Raw genomic sequence first — 16,916 nt, forward strand, 5'->3', positions numbered from 1 at the left:
CAGGCGTCTGCGCGGCGACAGGAAACGCCCCCTCACGCGGGAGGGGGCGACGATCAGAGCTGCGGGATGACCTCGCGCTCGAACAGCGAGATGCCCGAGGTGTCGTACGCGGCCTCGGGGAAGTAGTGGATCGCGTAGCCGAGGCCGTGGTCGGCCCGCTCGCGCAGGCGTTCGACGATCTGCTCGGGCGTGCCGAACGCGTCGGAGGAGCGGTAGTCGGCCTCGATGGCATCCGCCCGCTCGTCGCCCACGTGCGGACGCAGGCGCGCGACGACGGCGGCCAGGCGATCGGAGGCCTCGGCCTCGGTCGCGGCGACGATCGTGTTGAAGTTCGTCGAGCGGGTGATCTCGGACGCGTCGCGGCCGAGGGTCTCGCAGTGCCCGCGCAGCACCTCGGACTTGTGGTCGAACTCCTCGAGCGAGCCGCCGAAGTTGGTGTACGAGGCGTACTTGGCCGCGATCTTGAGCGTGACCTTCTCACCGCCGCCGGCGATCCACAGCGGGATGCCGCCGGGCTGCAGGGGCTTCGGCTGCACGATCGCGCCGTCGACCTCGTAGTACTTCCCCGACAGGGTGGCCTCGCCGGTGGTCCACGCCTGGTGCATGATCTCGACGCCCTCGCGGAGGCGCCCGAGGCGCTCGGCGATGGGCGGGAAGCCGTAGCCGTAGGCCTTCCACTCGTGCTCGTACCAGCCGCCGCCGATGCCCATCTCGGCGCGACCGCCCGAGATCGCATCGACCGTCGCCGCGACCTTCGCGAGGTAGGCAGGGTTGCGGTAGCCCATGCACGTGCACATCTGGCCGAGGCGCACGCGGTCGGTCGCGGCGGCGAAGGCGGCCATGAGCGTCCACGCCTCGTGCGTGGCCTCGCTGCTGGGCACGGGGGTGGTGTGGAAGTGGTCGTAGACCCACAGCGAGGTCCAGGGGCCGTCGTCAGCGCTCTGGGCGAGGGAATTCATCACCCGCCAGTGCTCTGCGGGGTCGATCCCCACGAGGTCGAAGCGCCAGCCCTGCGGAACGAAGATGCCGAAGTCCATGGCCTCACCCTAGGCCCGAGCGACGATCGCGGGGCCGGTCGGAGGCCGAACCCGGGCGGGGCGGGCGAGGTGAGCGACCCCGCCGGGTGAACCGAGGGGCGCCACGACCGGTGGGCCTCCCGCGCGGCGACATCCTGGGGATCATGACGCCGTCCACGTCCGCCCTCGCCCCCGTCATCCTCGCCCTCGTCTGCATCGCCGCTCCCGCACTCGCGACCAGCGGCATCGCCAAGCTCGTCGCCCTCGACGACGCCCCGCGGACGCTCTCGGCACTGCGCCTGCCCCAGAGGGCCGCGCGCGCGAGCGTCGCCGCGGTCTCCGTGGTCGAGATCGTGCTCGGCGTCGCGCTGGCGATCGGCGACGGGTTCGTGCGCGTCGCCGCGGCCGGCGCCGTGGTGGTGCTGCTCGCGGCGTTCACGGTCGTGGTGACGCGTGCGGTCGAGCGCGGGTCGGCGGAGGACTGCGGATGCTTCGGCAGGTGGGCCGATACGCCCGTGTCGGCGGCCCTCGTGCGCCGCAACGGCGTCTTCACGCTGGGCGCGCTGGTGATGGCGGGTGCCGCCTCCGCCGCCTCCGCGGCGGGCGTGCCCTCCGCTGTCACGCTTCTCGTCGTCGCCCCGGTGGCGAGCGCGCTGACCCTCGGCGCGAGCGTGGCACTCGTGGTCGCGGGGTTCGTGGCTGCCCGCGCCGGCCGACGCGGGGGCCTGCCCTCACCCGACATCCTGAACCACCGTCCGCCGTTGCTGCGCGCGGACGGGCTCGTGATCGACGTCGTGACCGAGGCCGTGCGCGGGCGCGCGCAACTGCTGCTGTTCACGCAGCCGCTCTGCGGCAAGTGCGAGCGCGCGGCCGCCGTGCTCGACCGGCACCACGACGCGCTGGCCGGCTTCATGGACGCCCGCATCGTCTACGCGGTGGGGCCGGGGCTCGACTGGAACGCCCCCGCCCGCCAGGCCGACGGCCCCCGCACGGGCGCCGCGCTCGACCTCGGCGGCGCACTCGCGCAAGCGCTCGACCTCGGCTCGCAGCGCCCCGTCGCCGTACTCATCGCCACGAGCGGCCACCCCGTGCTGCCCTACGCCGTGGGCGAGGAAGAGATCGAAGGACTCGTCGACGCGCTCGTGGGCTCGCGGGCCTGAGGGGTCAGTCGCCGAAGGCCGCGAGACGCTTGCGCATCACGACGACCGCGTCGGCGTTGTCGTCGATCAGCACGCTGTCGCGCCCGAGGGGCGCGGCCACCGCACCCAGCGTGCCGCTGCCGGCGAACATGTCGAGCACCCTGTCGCCGGGGCGCGACGAGGCCTGCACCATGCGGCGCAGCACCCCCTCGGGCTTCTGCGTCGGGTAGCCGGTCTTCTCGCGACCCGTGGTCGGCACGATCGTGTGCCACCAGACGTCGGTGGGCATCTTGCCGCGCGCGGCCTTCTCGGCCGTCACGAGCCCCGGGGCCATATACGGCTCGCGGTCGACGGCGTCGGAGTCGAAGAAGTACGCCGACGGGTTCTTGACGTAGACGAGGATCGTCTCGTGCTTGGTGGGCCAGCGGCGCTTGGTCTTGGCGCCGTAGTCGTAGGCCCAGATCAGCTCGTTCAAGAAGTGGTCGCGACCGAACAGCGCATCGCACATGACCTTGGCGTAGTGCACCTCGCGGTAGTCGAGGTGCAGGTAGAGCGTGCCGTCGTCGGCGAGCAGGCGCCAGGCCTCGACGAGCCGCGGCTCGAGGAAGCCCCAGTAGTCGTCGAACCGGTCGTCGTAGGTGCGCAGGTCGCCGCGCAGGCGCGCGTACTCCCGGCCGTGGAAGCCGCGCTGCACCACCGGCGGCGGGGGCGGCTCCTCTTCGGGGAAGTCGAGCATGTTGGGATCGTCGACGGATGCTGCGGTCTCGGGCGCGGCGTCGGGCTCCTCGGCATCCGGAGCCTCTTCGGCCGAGAGCTTGCGCGTCGCCGACTCGACCGCCTTGGAGCGCGTGCGGCCGGTGTTGAACGGCGGGTCGAGGTAGACGAGGGCGAAGCTGCCGTCGGCCAGGCCCGGGGTCACCGCAAGGTTGTCGGCGTGGTGGATCGCGACGCTGCCGGGGGCGGGGGCGTCGGGCAGGGCGTCGACGCTCACGGGACGCGCTGCAGCCACTGCTCGGTCGAGAACTTGGAGGCGACCAGGGCTTCGGCCTCGGCGTACTCCTCCTGGGAGATGTGACCCTCGGTCGCGCCGTAGAGCGTGGTGAAGGTCTGGATGAAGCGGTCGATGACCTCATCGCGCGGCAAACCGGTCTGGCTGCGCAGGGGGTCGACGCGCTTGGCGGCCGAGACGGTGCCCTTGTCGCTGAGCTTCTCGCGGCCGATGCGCAGCACCTCGGTGAGCACCTGGCCGTCCATGTCGTAGCTCAGGGTCGCGTGATGCAGCACTCCGCCGTTGGCGAGGCGCTTTTGCGCTGCGCCGCCAATCTTGCCGTGAGGACCGGCGATGTCGTTGAGCGGCTGGTAGACCGCGTCGATGCCGAGCGAGCGCAGGGCCTGCAGCACCCAGTCGTCGAGGAAGGCGTACGAATCGGCGAAGGTCATGCCCGCCACCAGCGACGCGGGAACGTACAGCGAGTACGTCACGATCGAGTTCGCGGCCATGAGCATGGCGCCCCCGCCCGAGATGCGGCGCACCACGTCGAAGCCGTGCTTCGCGGCGCCTTCGGGGTCGACCTCGTTGCGCAGCGACTGGAACGATCCGATGACGACGGCGTTCTCGTTCCACTCCCACAGGCGCAGCGTCGGCTTGCGCAGCCCCGCACCCACGCGCGCGGTGAGCACCTCATCGAGCGCGAGGTTCATGCGGGGCGAGACGGGGCCGTCGTGCACGACCTCCCACTCGAAGTCGCCCCAGCCGGGGGCCGTGACGAGGGCGCGGCGGATCGCGGTGGCGACCGACTCGGGGGTGAATCCGAGCAGCTGCGCCCCCTCGGGCAGCGCCGCGCGGATCGCCGCGGCGAGCGTGGGGACGTCGGACTCGACCGGCATGCCGTTGACGGCCGCATCGATGTCGTCGAGGGCGTCGTCGGGCTCGAGGAAGAAGTCACCCGCCAGGTGGAAGCCGTGGATGCGGCCCTCGCGCTCTTCGAGGTCGACGACGACCAGTTTTCCGCCGGGGACCTTGTACTCGCCGTGCATGCCTCCAGCCTACGGCGGCGGGGGCCCGACCACGGCGGCGGTCGCCGCGCGGGGCCGGAGCGGGCCGGGCCGGGGCGCCGCCGAGGCACCGCCGGCGAGCGCGAGACTGCATCTCGCTGACGAGTCCGTGTCAGGTTGACGCGGGGATGTCAGCGAGATGCAGTCTCGGGGGTCGAGGCCGCCCGCGGGGCGGCGGGCGCGGCGGAACCGGCGGGCGGGGTGGGGCGGGAGGCGGCCGCGGCGACGGAGCGGCGATGGCGGCGCTCGATCGCCTGGCCGGCGTACGACGCGGCGATGATGAGCGCGGCCCCGAGGTAGCCGGGCAGGCCCACGGCCTCGCCGCCGATCGCGACGCCCACGGCGAGCGCCCACACCGGCTCGGTGCCCATGAGGATGCTCGCGCGGGTCGCCGAGGTGCGCCGCACCGCCCACAGCTGCACCGCGAAGGCGAAGACCGAGCACATCACGCCGAGGAAGACGACGTCGAGCCATCCGGATGCCGTGAGGCCGGCGACCGCGCGCGGCAGCTGCGCGCCGGCCACGGCCGACGAGGTCGCGGCGCACACGAGCATCTGCACGAAGACGACCGCGAGGGTGCTGTCGTGGCGTCCGCGGGTGAGACGCGCGCTCGCGGTGACGTGCACGGCGCGGACGACCGCGGCGGCGATCACGAGCGCGTCGCCGATCGAGGGGGTGCGCAGCCCTCCGCCCGACACCAGCAGGGCGACGCCGACGATCGCGGCGACGGCGGCGACGAAGTACGACCGCGGCAGCCAGGCCCGTGCCGCGACGCTCTCGAGCACGGGGGTGAACACGAGCGCGAGGCTGATGAGAAGGCCTGCGTTCGTCGCCGAGGTGAGGTGCACGCCGGCGGTCTCGAGCCCGATGACCGCCGCCTGCGAGCAGCCCAGGAGGGCGGCGATCGCGAGGCCGCGACCGCGCGGCATCCGTTCTCTCCTCACGAGGCAGATGACGCCGAGGGCGAGCGCGGCGACGAGGAAGCGCAGCGACACCGCCGCGGCGACCCCGGTCTCGGCGGCGAGGTCTTTGGCGGCGAGGAAGCTCGCGCCCCACACCGCGGCGACCGCGATCAGCAGGATGTCGACGAGGAGTTCGGGTGTTCGGCGGGTCACGCCTCCAGCGTGCGGGAGGCCTCCCGGAAGAACAACGTCGAGCTTCTTCATCGTGTCGTAAGTTCGGACTTATGGATGTCGTCCACCTGCGCCTGCTGCGCGAGCTCCGCGACCGTGGGAGCGTGGCCGCCGTCGCTGCCGCCCTGCACGTGTCGCCCTCGGCCGTGTCGCAGCAGCTCGCCGCGCTGCAGGCGCGCGTGAACGTGCCGCTGACCACCCGCAGCGGTCGCGTGCTCGCTCTGACCTCGGCCGGTGAGGCGCTCGCGGCCGCCGGCACCCGCGTCGACGAAGCGCTGACCGAGGCCCGCGAGGCGGTGGGCGCCTTCGTCGAGAGCGCCGACCGCCCCGTGCGCGTGTCGGCGTTCCACAGCGCGGGGCTCGCGCTGTTCGGCCCGCTGCTCCGAGAGCTCGCCGGGACACCGCCCCTGCACCTCGCCGACGCCGACGTGGCGCACCGCGACTTTCCCGGTCTGACCGCCGACCACGACATCGTGCTCGCGCACCGCCTCGCGCACGACGAGCCCTGGCCGGCCGATCGCGTGGTGACGACCCCGCTGCTGACCGAACCGCTCGACGTCGCGCTCCCGGCCACGCATCCCCTCGCCGCGCGCCGCGTGCTGCACGCGGCCGATGTGGCCGACGAGGCCTGGGTGTCGGTGCACGAGGGCTTCCCCCTGGCCGGAGTGCTCGACCACCTCGCCGCCCACGTGGGGCGGCCGCTGCGCATCGCCCACCGCATCAACGAGTTCTCGGTGACGGCCGAGGTCGTGCGCGCGGGCGCCGCGATCGCCATCATGCCGCGCACCACCTCGACCCCCCTCGCCGTCGACGGCCTCGTGCTGCGGCCGCTGGTCGACCTCGACCTCGTGCGCCACGTCGACGCCCTGACCCGCCCCGACGCGCTCGCCTACGCGGCAGTGCGCCGGGTGCTGGCGGCGCTGGTCGCGGTCGCGCGCGCGGCGGAGCGCTCGGGGACGACCGGCGGGATCCCGACCTCCGTCGAGACCGCCGCCCGCTGACGAGTCCGCGGGCGCCAGAACACCGCGCCGTCGGCGGGACGCCGGCCGAACGGCATCCGGAAACGTCCTCGCGAGGAGCGAGGCGTCGGCTCAGGCCGAGAGGAAGGCGGCGGTCAGCGACTCGGGAGACAGGGCGTGCTCGATCGCGAGCATGCTCGCCCCGATCACGGCGGCCTGCTGGGCGGCGACCGACTGCACGATCGAGAGGTACTCGGTGGCCAACGGCGTCGAGCGCGTGTAGACAACCTCGCGCACGCCCGCGATGAGGTGCTCGCCCACCCGGGCCATCGAGCCGCCCACCGCGATCACCGAGGGGTTCATCACGCTGACGCAGGTCGTGAGCACCTCGCCGATGTCGCGGCCCGCCTGGCGCACGGCCTGGATCGCGTCGACGTTGCCGCGCTTGACGAGGTCGACGACGTCGGAGCCGGTGTGCGCCTCGATGCCCTGAGCGCGCAGCGCGCGGGCGATGGCGGGGCCGGATGCCAAGGCCTCGAGGCATCCGCGATTGCCGCACTGGCAGGGGATGTCGGCGCCGCGGGCGACCTGCACGTGACCGATGTCGCCGGCGATGCCCTGCGCCCCGCGCAGGAGACGGGAGTCGGAGATGATGCCGGTGCCGATGCCTGTGGCGACCTTGACGAACATGAGGTGCTCGACCGCGGGCCATGCCGTCGCGCGTTCGCCCAGCGCCGAGATGTTGACGTCGTTGTCGACGAGCACGGGAACCGGCAGGTGCTGGTAGACCCACGCGGGGATGTCGAAGCGGTCCCACCCCGGCATGATCGGCGGGTTCACCGGCTGCCCGGTGGAGTGCTCGACGGGGCCGGGGACGCCGATGCCCATCGCGGCGACGTCGGCGGAGGTGCGCCCGGAGTCGGCGAGCAGCTGCAGCGCCCCCTCGACCAACCAGGTCAGCACGGGAACCGGACCGAGAGCGACGTCGAGGTCGGTCGTCTTCTCGGCCAGCACCGTTCCCGCGAGGTCGGAGATGGCGACGGTGGCGTGCGAGGCGCCGACGTCGGCGGCCACGACCACCTTCGCGGCGGGATTGATCGCGAACTGCGACGGCGGGCGCCCCCCGGTGGAGGCCGCTTCGGCCACGGGGGTGATGAGGCCCATGCGCATGAGCTCGTCGACGCGCACCGCGACGGTCGAGCGGGCGAGACCTGTCGACTTCGCCAGCTCCGCGCGCGTGCGCGGAACCCCGTCTCGCAGCAGCTGGAACAGCTGGCTCACGCCGTTGCCCGTCTGCACCGCATCTGTGGTCATCCTTCTCACGCCCTCAGTACACCATCACCAGACATGCGTTCCATCCATAGGCCGACGGCGGCTGCGCACATTACGCAGCCGCCGCCGGTCGACGTTCGTCAGCCGCGCCCGGGCGGCCTCGAGAAGCGCTGCTGCAGCAGCACCGCGACGACGATGATGACGCCCTTGGCCACGGCCTGCACCGACGACGACAGGTTGTTCTGGATGAAGACGTTGGTGAGGGTGGCGAAGATCAGCACGCCGAACACGGTGCCGGTGATGGTGCCGCGTCCGCCGACGAGCAGGGTGCCGCCCACGACCACCGCGGCGATGACGTCGAGCTCGAGCAGCTGGCCGTTCGTGGAGCTCCCGGCGGTCGTACGGCCCAGGAACATCACCCCGGCGATGCCGGAGGCCAGCCCCGCGAGCACGTAGAGCCACATGACGTGGCGCTTGACGTTGATACCGGCCAGGCGCGCGGCCTCGCGGTTGCCGCCGATCGCGACCGTGCGACGGCCGAAGGTGGTGCGGTTCAGCAGCACCCACCCGAGCACCGCGACGATCGCGAAGATCCAGATCAGCATGTTGACGCCGAGGATGTCGGCGTTCATGAAGGTGATGAAGCTGCGGTCCTCGACCACGAGGGTGCGGCGCTCGGCGAGGATCTCGGCGAGACCGCGGGCCCCGACGAGCATGGCGAGGGTCGCCATGAAGGCGACGACGTTGCCGTAGGCGATGACGATGCCGTTGATGAGGCCGGCGGCCGCCCCCACCGCGAGCGCGAAGATCACGAACACGATCCAGTGCATCGAGTCGGCCAGGTCCTGCACGACGGCGAGGGTGCCGACGACGGATGCCAGGCCCACGACCGACCCGACCGAGAGGTCGATCCCGCCGGCGATGATCACCAGCGTCATGGCGATCGCGACGACCCCGGTGATGGAGGCCTGGCGGAGGATCACGAAGACGTTGTCGACCGTGAGGAAGGTTCCGGGAGCCGTGATGGCGCCGACGATGAGCATCACCACCAGGGCGACGACGAGACCGATGTTGCGGCCGGCGGAGCCGGAGAAGAACGCCCGCACGGGAGAGCCCGCGGACGAGGAGGACGGCGCCTGGCCGGCCTCGGCGGGAACCGTGCGCGCACGGGTCGGGGTGGTCGGCTCGCTCACGCGGCGGATCCTTTCATGACGAGGTCGAGCACACCGTGCTCATCGATCTGGTGGGAGGGGAGCGTGCGGAGGATCCGGCCGTCGGCCACGACGAGCACGACGTCGGCCAGTCCGAGCACCTCTTCGATCTCGCTCGAGACCACGACGACGGCATTGCCGGCGGCGGCGAGGTCGCGGATGAGAGCGTAGATCTCGGCGCGGGCGCCGACGTCGACCCCGCGGGTCGGCTCGTCGAGCAGCAGCACGTTCGTGCCGTGGATGAGCCAGCGCGCGAGCAGGATCTTCTGCTGGTTGCCGCCGGAGAGCGTGCGCGCGGGGCGGTCGGGGTCGGCCGGGCGCAGTTCGAGCGTCTCGAGCTGCTCGCGCGCGGCGCGCCGTGCCGATCGGTCGTCGAGGAACCCGCCCTTCGCGAAGCGCGTCATGGTCGCGAGGGTCGCGTTGACGAAGATCGGCTCGTCGAGCACCAGACCCTGGCTCTTGCGCTCCTCGGGCGAGAGACCGACGCCCGCCTTCACGGCGTCGAACACCGACCCCCGCGTGAGGGTCCGGCCGCGGACGCTCACGCTGCCGCCACTCGAGCGCCGCGCGCCGTAGACCGTCTCGAGGATCTCGGACCGTCCCGAGCCGACCAGGCCCGCGAGCCCCACGACCTCTCCCGCGCGCACCGAGAACGACACATCGGAGAAGACCCCGGCGAGGGCGAGGTCGCTCACCTCGAGCACGACGGGCGCATCGACGGCGACCGGGACGCGCTCGGGGAAGACGTTGGTGATCTCGCGGCCGGTCATCAGACGGATGAGCTCGGAGGTCGGGGTGTCGGCGGCGGGCAGCCCCACCGCGGTGGTGCGCCCGTCTTTGAGCACCGTGATGCGATCGCCGATCGCGCGGATCTCTTCGAGGCGGTGCGTGATGTAGACCACCGCGATGCCCTCCGCGGTGAGTTCGCGCACGACGGCGAAGAGGTTCTTGACCTCTTCGCTGTCGAGGACGGCCGAGGGCTCGTCCATGATGATCAGCTTGATGTCGTGCGACAGCGCGCGCGCCATGCTGACGATCTGCTTGTTGGCGGCGCTCAGCGAGCCGACCTCGGTGTGCGGCGAGAGGCTCGAATGCCCGAGCCGGCGCAGCAGCTCGGTGGTCTGCTTGGCCGCCGCGGAGCGCTTGGTGAACCCTCCGCGCGCGATCTCGTGGCCCAGGAAGATGTTCTCGGCGATGGTCAGGCCGTCGACGACGTCGAGCTCCTGGTACATCGTGGCGATACCGAGGTCGATGGCCGCCTGCGGGTCGGCGATCTCGACGCCCTCGCCCTGCCAGCTGATCTCACCCCCGTCGGGGCGGTGCACGCCGGCGAGCGTCTTGATGAGCGTCGACTTGCCCGCACCGTTCTGGCCGAGCACGCAGTGCACCTCGCCCGCGCGCACCTCGAGGTCGACGCCGCGGAGCGCCTGGACCCCGGAGAAGGACTTCGTCACGCCTCGCACGGCGAGTAATGGCGGTTCATGGTCAACTTTGATCACGCGGCGACCATAACACGCCCGTGATCGCCTGGCGAGGATCGTTATCACGGCGCGAAGGCCGCAATACGCAACGCGAAAACACCCGACGCGGCCCGTCTTTCTGCTTCTGCCATTTAGCAAACAAAAGTTGACTGCTTTCAAAACCTTTCTGCTAGCGTGAGCCGCGTCACCGTGGACACCTCCTCGATTCGGGGCCTGCGATGGCGCCTGCCGCATCACATTTCAAGGAGGAAGTACATGCGCTCACAGCTGAAGTCGCGCTCGCGTCTGGTTCTCACCGGCGTCGCCGTACTCGCATCGGCCACCCTGCTCGCCGGCTGCACCGGCTCGAACGACGACGCCGAGAACATCGTCGACCAGGGCACCACCACCGAAGAGAACGCCGCCACCGGCGACACCGTCACGATCGGTTTCTCGGGCCCCGCCGCCGACCACGGCTGGCTCGGTGCCATCAACTCCGGCGCCCTCGCCGCCGCCGACAGCTTCCCCGACGTCGACCTGCAGGTCGCGGAGGGTACCAACGACGTCAACGCGCAGATCGCCGCGGTCGAGACCTTCATCAACAACAAGGTGGATGCCATCGTGCTGCTGCCCAGCGACGGCGCGGCCCTCACCGAGGTCGCCACCAAGGCGATGGAGGCGGGCATCCCCGTCATCAACGTCGACCGCGAGTTCTCGAGCCCCTTCGCCGCCCGCTCCACCGTGCTCGGCGACAACTACGGCATGGGCGTCAGCGCCGGAACCTACATCTGCGGTCAGCTCAGCGGCCAGAGCGACGCCGTCGTGGCCGAGATCGCCGGTATCGACTCCCTCCCGCTCACGCAGGACCGCTCGGCCGGATTCGCCGACGCCCTCGACGACTGCGGCCTGAAGGTCGGCCCCCGCGTCGCCGCCGACTTCACGGTGCAGGGCGGCGAGTCCGTGACCTCGCAGCTGCTGTCGGCCAACCCCAAGATCGACGCGATCTGGAACCACGACGACGACCAGGGCATCGGCGTGCTGGCGGCCATCACCGCCGCCGGTCGCGACGAGTTCTTCATGGTCGGCGGCGCGGGCAGCCGCAACGCCATGGAGGCGATCCAGGCCGGAGACACTCCCCTGCAGGCCACCGTCATCTACCCGTCGACGCAGGCCGCCGACGGCATCGCGCTGGCCCGCCTCATCGCGCAGGGTAAGACCGCGGGCGACCTCATCACCCCGAGCGTGCCGAATCGCATCGTGCTCGATGCGCCCGTCGTCACCAAGGACAACGTGGCGGACTTCATCGACCTCTCGTTCGAGTCCTGACCACCGTGGGGCGCCCGCGGCAACCGCGGGCGCCCCGCACCCTTTCGCAGAGAGAGACCCTACCGTGACCCAGGACCTTCGCATCGCCATGATCGGCGCGGGATTCATGGGCGCCGCGCACTCCCAGGGATGGCGCGTCGCACCCCGCTTCTTCGACCTCCCCCTCACTCCCCGCATGAGCGTGCTCGTCGGCCGCGACGCCGAGCGCACCCGATCCGCCGCCGACACCTGGGGCTGGGCCGAGAGCTCGATCGACTGGCGCGAGGTGATCGCGCGCGACGACATCGACGTGGTCGACATCGTCACCCCCGGCGACTCGCACGCCGAGATCGCCATCGCCGCCCTCGAAGCCGGAAAGCACGTGCTGTGCGAGAAGCCCCTCGCCAACACCGTCGCCGAGGCGCGGCGCATGGCCGAGGCCGCGGCATCCGCCCGCTCGACAGGCGTGCGCTCGATGGTCGGCTTCACCTACCGCCGCGTTCCCGCGGCCACCTTCGCCCGCGACCTCATCGCCGACGGCCGCCTGGGCGAGATCCGCCAGGTGCGGGCCGAGTACCTGCAGGACTGGCTCAGCGACGCCGAGGCCCCGCTCACGTGGCGCCTGCAGAAGGAACGCGCCGGCTCGGGCGCCCTGGGCGACATCGGCGCCCACGCGATCGACATCGCCGAGTTCATGACCGGACGCCGCCTGACCCGCGTGGCCGGCGTCGTCGAGACGATCGTCTCGGAGCGCCCCGTGCTGGCGGAGCGCTCCGGCCTCTCCGGGTCGGCCGGTGCCGAGCGCGCCGCCGTCACGGTCGACGACGTCGCTCTGTTCCTCGGCCGCTTCGACGGCGGAGCCCTGGCCTCGTTCGAGGCCTCGCGTTTCCGCACCGGGCGCAAGAACGCCCTGCGCGTGGAGATCTCGGGCGCGCTCGGCTCGCTCGCGTTCGATCTCGAGAGCCCCAACGAGCTGCAGTTCTACGACGCGACCGCCCCCGCGACCGAGCAGGGGTTCCGACGCATCCTCGTCACCGAGCCCGAGCACCCCTACATGAGCGCGTGGTGGCCGGCCGGTCACATGATCGGCTACGAGCACGGGTTCTCGCACCAGGCGAAGGACTTCGTCGAGGCCGTCGCGGCCTCCCACGACCCGCGGCCGTCGTTCGCCGACGGCCTGCACGTGCAGCAGGTGCTCGACGCCGTCACACGCAGCTCCGACGCCGACGGCGTCTGGACCGGTGTCGAGGCCGACCCCGCCCCCGCAGACGTTCCCGCCGACGACCGCGCCTTCGCGGCATCCTGACCGAGACCGAGAGGACGAACGCAATGACGCGACCGATCACGCTGTTCACCGGCCAGTGGGCCGACCTGCCGTTCGAGGAGGTGGCGCGCCTCGCCGGAGAGTGGGGCTACAACGGCCTCGAGATCGCCTGCTGGGGCGACCACCTCGACCCGTGGCGCTGGGACGACGAGTCGTACGTGCAGGGCAGGCTCGAGGTGCTCGAGCGCCACGGGCTGAAGGTGTTCGCCATCGCCAACCACCTCAAGGGCCAGGTCGTCTGCGACGATCCGATCGACCAGCGCCACCGCGACATCGTGTCGGACCGCGTGTGGGGCGACGGCGACCCCGAGGGAGTGCGGCAGCGCGCGGCCGAAGAGATGAAGAACACCGCGCGGCTCGCGGCAAAGCTCGGCGTGAAGATCGTGACCGGGTTCACCGGCTCGAGCATCTGGAAGTACGTCGCGATGTTCCCGCCCGCCACCGAAGAGATGGTCGAGGCCGGCTACCGCGACTTCGCGGACCGGTGGAACCCGATCCTCGACGTCTTCGACGAGGTCGGCGTGCGCTTCGCCCACGAGGTGCACCCCTCGGAGATCGCCTACGACTACTGGACCGCGACGCGCGCCCTCGAGGCCATCGGCCATCGCCAGGCGTTCGGGCTCAACTGGGACCCCTCGCACATGGTGTGGCAGGACATCGACCCGGTCGCCTTCCTCTGGGACTTCCGCGACCGCATCATCCACGTGCACTGCAAGGACACGAAGAAGCGCCTCACCAACGGCCGCAACGGCCGGCTGGCCTCGCACCTGCCGTGGGCCGATCCGCGCCGCGGGTGGGACTTCATCTCCACCGGCCACGGCGACGTGCCGTGGGAGGACGCCTTCCGCATGCTCAACGCGATCGGCTACGACGGGCCGCTGTCGGTCGAGTGGGAGGACGCGGGCATGGACCGCCTGGTCGGGGCGCCCGAGGCACTCGGCTTCGTGCGCAAGCTGTCGTCGTACGAGCCCTCGGGGGCGGCGTTCGACGCGGCGTTCAGCACACGCTGAGCGCGGGTCATCGGGGGCGACGAGCCGGAGCGATGACGAGGGGCCGGATGCCGGGGGGCGTCCGGCCCCGTTCCGTTCGGGCGGGAGTCAGCCGCGGGCGGCGAGACTGCAACTCGCTGACAAGAGGGTGTCAGGGTGACGCCGGGTTGTCAGCGAGTTGCAGTCTCGCGGCGTTCGGAGCCCGGGCACGCGTCAGTGAGTCAGACGCGCGACGCGATCCGCTCGTCGAGCCAGGCCAGCAGGTCGGCGCGCACCGCGGCCTGCTCGCGCTCGGCGAAGATCTCGTGCCGCGCCCCCGGGTACACCAGGGTCGTCACGTCGGTCAGGCCCGACCGTTGCCGGTAGGCGTCGGCGAGGCGATGCACGCTGCGCGGGCCACCCACGGTGTCGTCGCGCCCCACCATCAGCAGCATCGGCACGTCGCGGCCGAGGTCGCGCCGCGGGCGCCCCAGCAGCTTCAGCGTCTCGAGGGGGCCGAACAGCCGCGCCAACGGCGTCGATGTGGTCAGCGGATCGGCGACGAAGTCCTTCCCCACCTGTTCGTCGCTGGAGAGCCACTGCATCCCGGAGCCGCCGAGGTGCTTCCACGGGGCGTTGAGGTCGCCCGCGTTCAACGACCCCGGCCAGCGCAGGGCCGAACCGCTCAACACGACCGCGTCATGGGCATCCGGATGCCGATCCAGCAGCATCTGCGCGAGGAACGAGCCCCACGAATGCCCGAGCAGCACGAGAGGCAGGTCGGGGTACTGCTCGCGGATGCGCTGCGAGAGGGTCCACACCGCGTCGCGGGCGGCGCCGAGACCGCCGGGTCCGAGCCGACCGAGCTTGGCGTGATCGCCTCGCCACTGCCCCAGCCCCGTGCGGCCGTGGCCGCGGTGGTCGTCGGCGTAGACGGTGTAGCCCGCTTCGACGAGGGCCTCGATGAGGGCGGTGTAGCGGCCGGCGTGCTCGCCCACCCCGTGCAGCAGCTGCACGACCGCGCGGGGCTCGACCGCCTCGTACACGTCGTAGACGATGCGGATGCCGTAGGCGTCGTCGAACTCTGGCATGGGGGGAGTCTAGGGCTGGGACCGGATTGCACGGACGAGGACTATTCCGTTAGCAAGGCTAATGAGCTAACCTCACCATCACGGATATGAATGATCGCGTCGACGAATCCCCCCTTCCCGACCTGAGTCATGACTTCAGCGCCGCGGCTTCCGAGCTGCGCATGGCGACCTTCCGCCTCGCTCGACGCCTGCGAGCGCAGCGGGCGGTCGACTCCATGAGCGATGGACAGTTCGCCGTCCTCGCCGCACTGACCGTGCACGGCGCGCACACGCTCGGCCAACTGGCCGAGCGTGAGCGCGTCACGGCGCCGTCGATGAACCGCACGGTGTCGCTCCTCGAGGAGGCGGGATACATCACGCGCATCCCCGACGAGGCCGATCGCCGCCGCGTGACGATCGACCTCACCGACTTCGGCCGTCGCATCGTCGACGAGACCGTGCGCCGGCGCGACGCCTTCCTCGAGGAGGCCCTCGCCGAGCTGAGCCCGGAAGAACGCGACGCGCTGGCCCGCGCCACGGTGATCATGAGGAAGGTGGCCGACAGATGAGCACGTCGATGTTCCGGTCGCTGTCGATCTTCAACTACCGCGTCTGGTTCATCGGAGCCCTCGTCTCCAACGTCGGCGCCTGGATGCAGGCCACCGCCCAGAACTGGGTCGTGCTGACGCAGCTGACCGACAACGACGCCGCCGCGATGGGCGTCACGATGGCGCTGCAGTTCGCCCCTCCCCTGCTGCTGGTGAGCGTGACCGGGTGGGTCGCCGACCGGTTCGACCGGCGCAAGCTCATTATGTGCACCCAGAGCGCCCTGCTGCTGCTGGCCGTCACGCTCGGCGTGCTGCTGCTGACCGGCGTGATGACTCTGCCGCTGATGTTCGGCTTCGCTCTCGCCCTCGGCGTGGTCACCGCCTTCGACAACCCCGCCCGACAGGCGTTCGTCTCCGACCTGGTGTCACAGGAGAACGCCTCGAACGCCGTCGCCCTCAACGCCGCGTCGTTCAACATGGCCCGCCTGATCGGGCCGGCCGTCGCGGGCGTCATGATCGTGATCGTCGGCACCGGGTGGGTGTTCCTCGTCAACGCGGTCACCTTCCTCGCCATGCTCGGCGCCCTGCTGATCATGCGGCCGCACGAGCTCGTCGCCCGCCACCGCCGCGGCGGACCGGCGCGCCTGGCCGACGGCTTCCGATACGTCGGGAGACGGCCTGATCTCGTCGTGATCTTCGTGATGGTGTTCCTGCTCGGTGCGTTCGGCATGAACTTCCCGATCTTCGCCTCGACGATGGCCCTCGAATTCGGCCGCGGCGCCGACGGGTTCGGCCTGCTCAGCTCGTTCGTCGCGATCGGCTCGCTCGCCGGAGCCCTGCTCGCCGCGCGTCGCGAGCGCGCCCGCATGCGCGTGGTGATCGTCGGCGCCGGCGGCTTCGCCGTGGCATCCGCCCTCTCGGTCTTCGCCCCGAGCTACGAGGCCTATGCCGCCACCCTGGTGCTCACCGGGTTCTGCGTGGTGACGACGCTGACCACCGCGAACGGCTACGTGCAGACCACGACCGACCCCGTGCTGCGCGGCCGCGTGCTCGCGCTGTACATGGCGATCCTGCTGGGCGGCACGCCCGTGGGCGCCCCCATCGTGGGCGCTGTGGCTGCGCAGTTCGGACCGCGCGTGGCCATCGGGCTCGCCGCGGTCGTCGCTGTGATCGCCTGCGCGATCGGAGTGAGCTGGACGCTCGCGTCGGGGCGCGTGCACCGCCACGAGACGAAGCGGTTCCTGCTCACGGTCGACGAGACCCGGCCGATCCAGACGATCGCGCCCGAGCCCGAGGACTTCAGCGACGAGATCGCTGGCACGACGCCGATCCCGCTGCCGCCCGGCGAGCGCGGTCCGCGCGCGACCCCGCGCCCGCGCCACAGCGCCTGAGCCGGGGCCCGACCTCGATCGAACGGATGCCGCACCCCTCGGCATCCGCCTGGTCGTCGTGCGTG

General features: G+C 71.5%; 15 protein-coding genes. 7 read left to right on the forward strand and 8 right to left on the reverse strand.

All coding sequences use genetic code 11. From position 1 onward, the window contains the following. Positions 1–53 precede the first annotated feature (53 nt). Positions 54–1,037 (reverse strand): LLM class F420-dependent oxidoreductase, encoded by a 984-nt coding sequence (locus RWH43_RS12265; RefSeq protein WP_316001617.1) that lies wholly within the window; start codon positions 1,035–1,037, stop codon positions 54–56. A gap of 143 nt (positions 1,038–1,180) precedes the next feature. Between RWH43_RS12265 and RWH43_RS12270 the strand changes: the two genes are divergently transcribed. After that, positions 1,181–2,176 carry a MauE/DoxX family redox-associated membrane protein gene (locus RWH43_RS12270; RefSeq protein ID WP_316001618.1) on the forward strand — a complete coding sequence of 332 codons (996 nt, stop codon included), beginning with the start codon at positions 1,181–1,183 and terminating at the stop codon, positions 2,174–2,176. A gap of 4 nt (positions 2,177–2,180) precedes the next feature. Here RWH43_RS12270 and RWH43_RS12275 read toward each other — a convergent pair whose 3' ends face one another. The 3 genes from RWH43_RS12275 to RWH43_RS12285 all read right to left on the reverse strand — a co-directional run bounded on the left by RWH43_RS12275 (position 2,181) and on the right by RWH43_RS12285 (position 5,325). Then, the gene (locus tag RWH43_RS12275) at positions 2,181–3,146 is read right to left on the reverse strand and encodes a DNA-methyltransferase (protein ID WP_316001619.1); all 966 of its coding nucleotides are present in this window, start codon (positions 3,144–3,146) and stop codon (positions 2,181–2,183) included. Next, positions 3,143–4,192: a lipoate-protein ligase LplAB gene (lplAB, locus tag RWH43_RS12280; RefSeq protein WP_316001620.1), complete on the reverse strand. Its 1,050-nt coding sequence runs from the start codon at positions 4,190–4,192 to the stop codon at positions 3,143–3,145. The genes RWH43_RS12275 and lplAB overlap by 4 nt, the downstream gene beginning before the upstream one ends. Before the next feature lie 149 nt (positions 4,193–4,341). Further along, positions 4,342–5,325, reverse strand: a complete 984-nt coding sequence (locus RWH43_RS12285; RefSeq protein ID WP_316001621.1) for a DMT family transporter — start codon at positions 5,323–5,325, stop codon at positions 4,342–4,344. 71 nt (positions 5,326–5,396) lie between these two features. Between RWH43_RS12285 and RWH43_RS12290 the strand changes: the two genes are divergently transcribed. Beyond that, positions 5,397–6,344 (forward strand): LysR family transcriptional regulator, encoded by a 948-nt coding sequence (locus RWH43_RS12290; RefSeq protein ID WP_230705270.1) that lies wholly within the window; start codon positions 5,397–5,399, stop codon positions 6,342–6,344. 90 nt (positions 6,345–6,434) lie between these two features. On the opposite strand, the gene RWH43_RS12295 is transcribed toward RWH43_RS12290, so the two are convergent. From RWH43_RS12295 to RWH43_RS12305, 3 genes are all read right to left on the reverse strand, one after another. After that, positions 6,435–7,616, reverse strand: a complete 1,182-nt coding sequence (locus RWH43_RS12295) for an ROK family transcriptional regulator (RefSeq protein WP_144834562.1) — start codon at positions 7,614–7,616, stop codon at positions 6,435–6,437. Positions 7,617–7,714: 98 nt separating this feature from the next. Further along, positions 7,715–8,767, reverse strand: coding sequence for an ABC transporter permease (locus tag RWH43_RS12300; RefSeq protein ID WP_144834560.1), 1,053 nt, complete (start codon positions 8,765–8,767; stop codon positions 7,715–7,717). Further along, positions 8,764–10,239 (reverse strand): sugar ABC transporter ATP-binding protein, encoded by a 1,476-nt coding sequence (locus tag RWH43_RS12305; RefSeq protein ID WP_154097635.1) that lies wholly within the window; start codon positions 10,237–10,239, stop codon positions 8,764–8,766. The genes RWH43_RS12300 and RWH43_RS12305 overlap by 4 nt, the downstream gene beginning before the upstream one ends. A 282-nt stretch (positions 10,240–10,521) precedes the next feature. Between RWH43_RS12305 and RWH43_RS12310 the strand changes: the two genes are divergently transcribed. From RWH43_RS12310 to RWH43_RS12320, 3 genes are all read left to right on the forward strand, one after another. Further along, entirely contained in the window at positions 10,522–11,571 is a 1,050-nt protein-coding gene (locus tag RWH43_RS12310) for a substrate-binding domain-containing protein (protein WP_154097636.1), read from the forward strand. A gap of 88 nt (positions 11,572–11,659) precedes the next feature. Further along, the gene (locus RWH43_RS12315) at positions 11,660–12,856 is read left to right on the forward strand and encodes a Gfo/Idh/MocA family protein (RefSeq protein ID WP_316001710.1); all 1,197 of its coding nucleotides are present in this window, start codon (positions 11,660–11,662) and stop codon (positions 12,854–12,856) included. A 23-nt stretch (positions 12,857–12,879) separates the two neighbouring features. Continuing rightward, positions 12,880–13,884: a sugar phosphate isomerase/epimerase family protein gene (locus RWH43_RS12320; protein WP_316001622.1), complete on the forward strand. Its 1,005-nt coding sequence runs from the start codon at positions 12,880–12,882 to the stop codon at positions 13,882–13,884. Between the two features lie 200 nt (positions 13,885–14,084). Here the strand turns inward: RWH43_RS12320 and RWH43_RS12325 are convergent, their stop codons facing one another. Beyond that, entirely contained in the window at positions 14,085–14,933 is an 849-nt protein-coding gene (locus RWH43_RS12325; protein ID WP_316001623.1) for an alpha/beta fold hydrolase, read from the reverse strand. Positions 14,934–15,019: 86 nt separating this feature from the next. Here RWH43_RS12325 and RWH43_RS12330 point away from each other — a divergent pair, with 86 nt between their 5' ends. Beyond that, a complete protein-coding gene (locus RWH43_RS12330) occupies positions 15,020–15,481 on the forward strand; it encodes a MarR family winged helix-turn-helix transcriptional regulator (protein WP_230705276.1) in 462 nt (153 codons plus the stop codon). After that, positions 15,478–16,851, forward strand: coding sequence for an MFS transporter (locus RWH43_RS12335; RefSeq protein WP_144834541.1), 1,374 nt, complete (start codon positions 15,478–15,480; stop codon positions 16,849–16,851). Before RWH43_RS12330 ends, RWH43_RS12335 begins: the two co-directional genes overlap by 4 nt. Positions 16,852–16,916 lie beyond the last annotated feature (65 nt).

The organism is Microbacterium algihabitans, assembly GCF_032464975.1.
In the GTDB taxonomy this organism is placed as follows: Bacteria; Actinomycetota; Actinomycetes; order Actinomycetales; family Microbacteriaceae; genus Microbacterium; species Microbacterium algihabitans.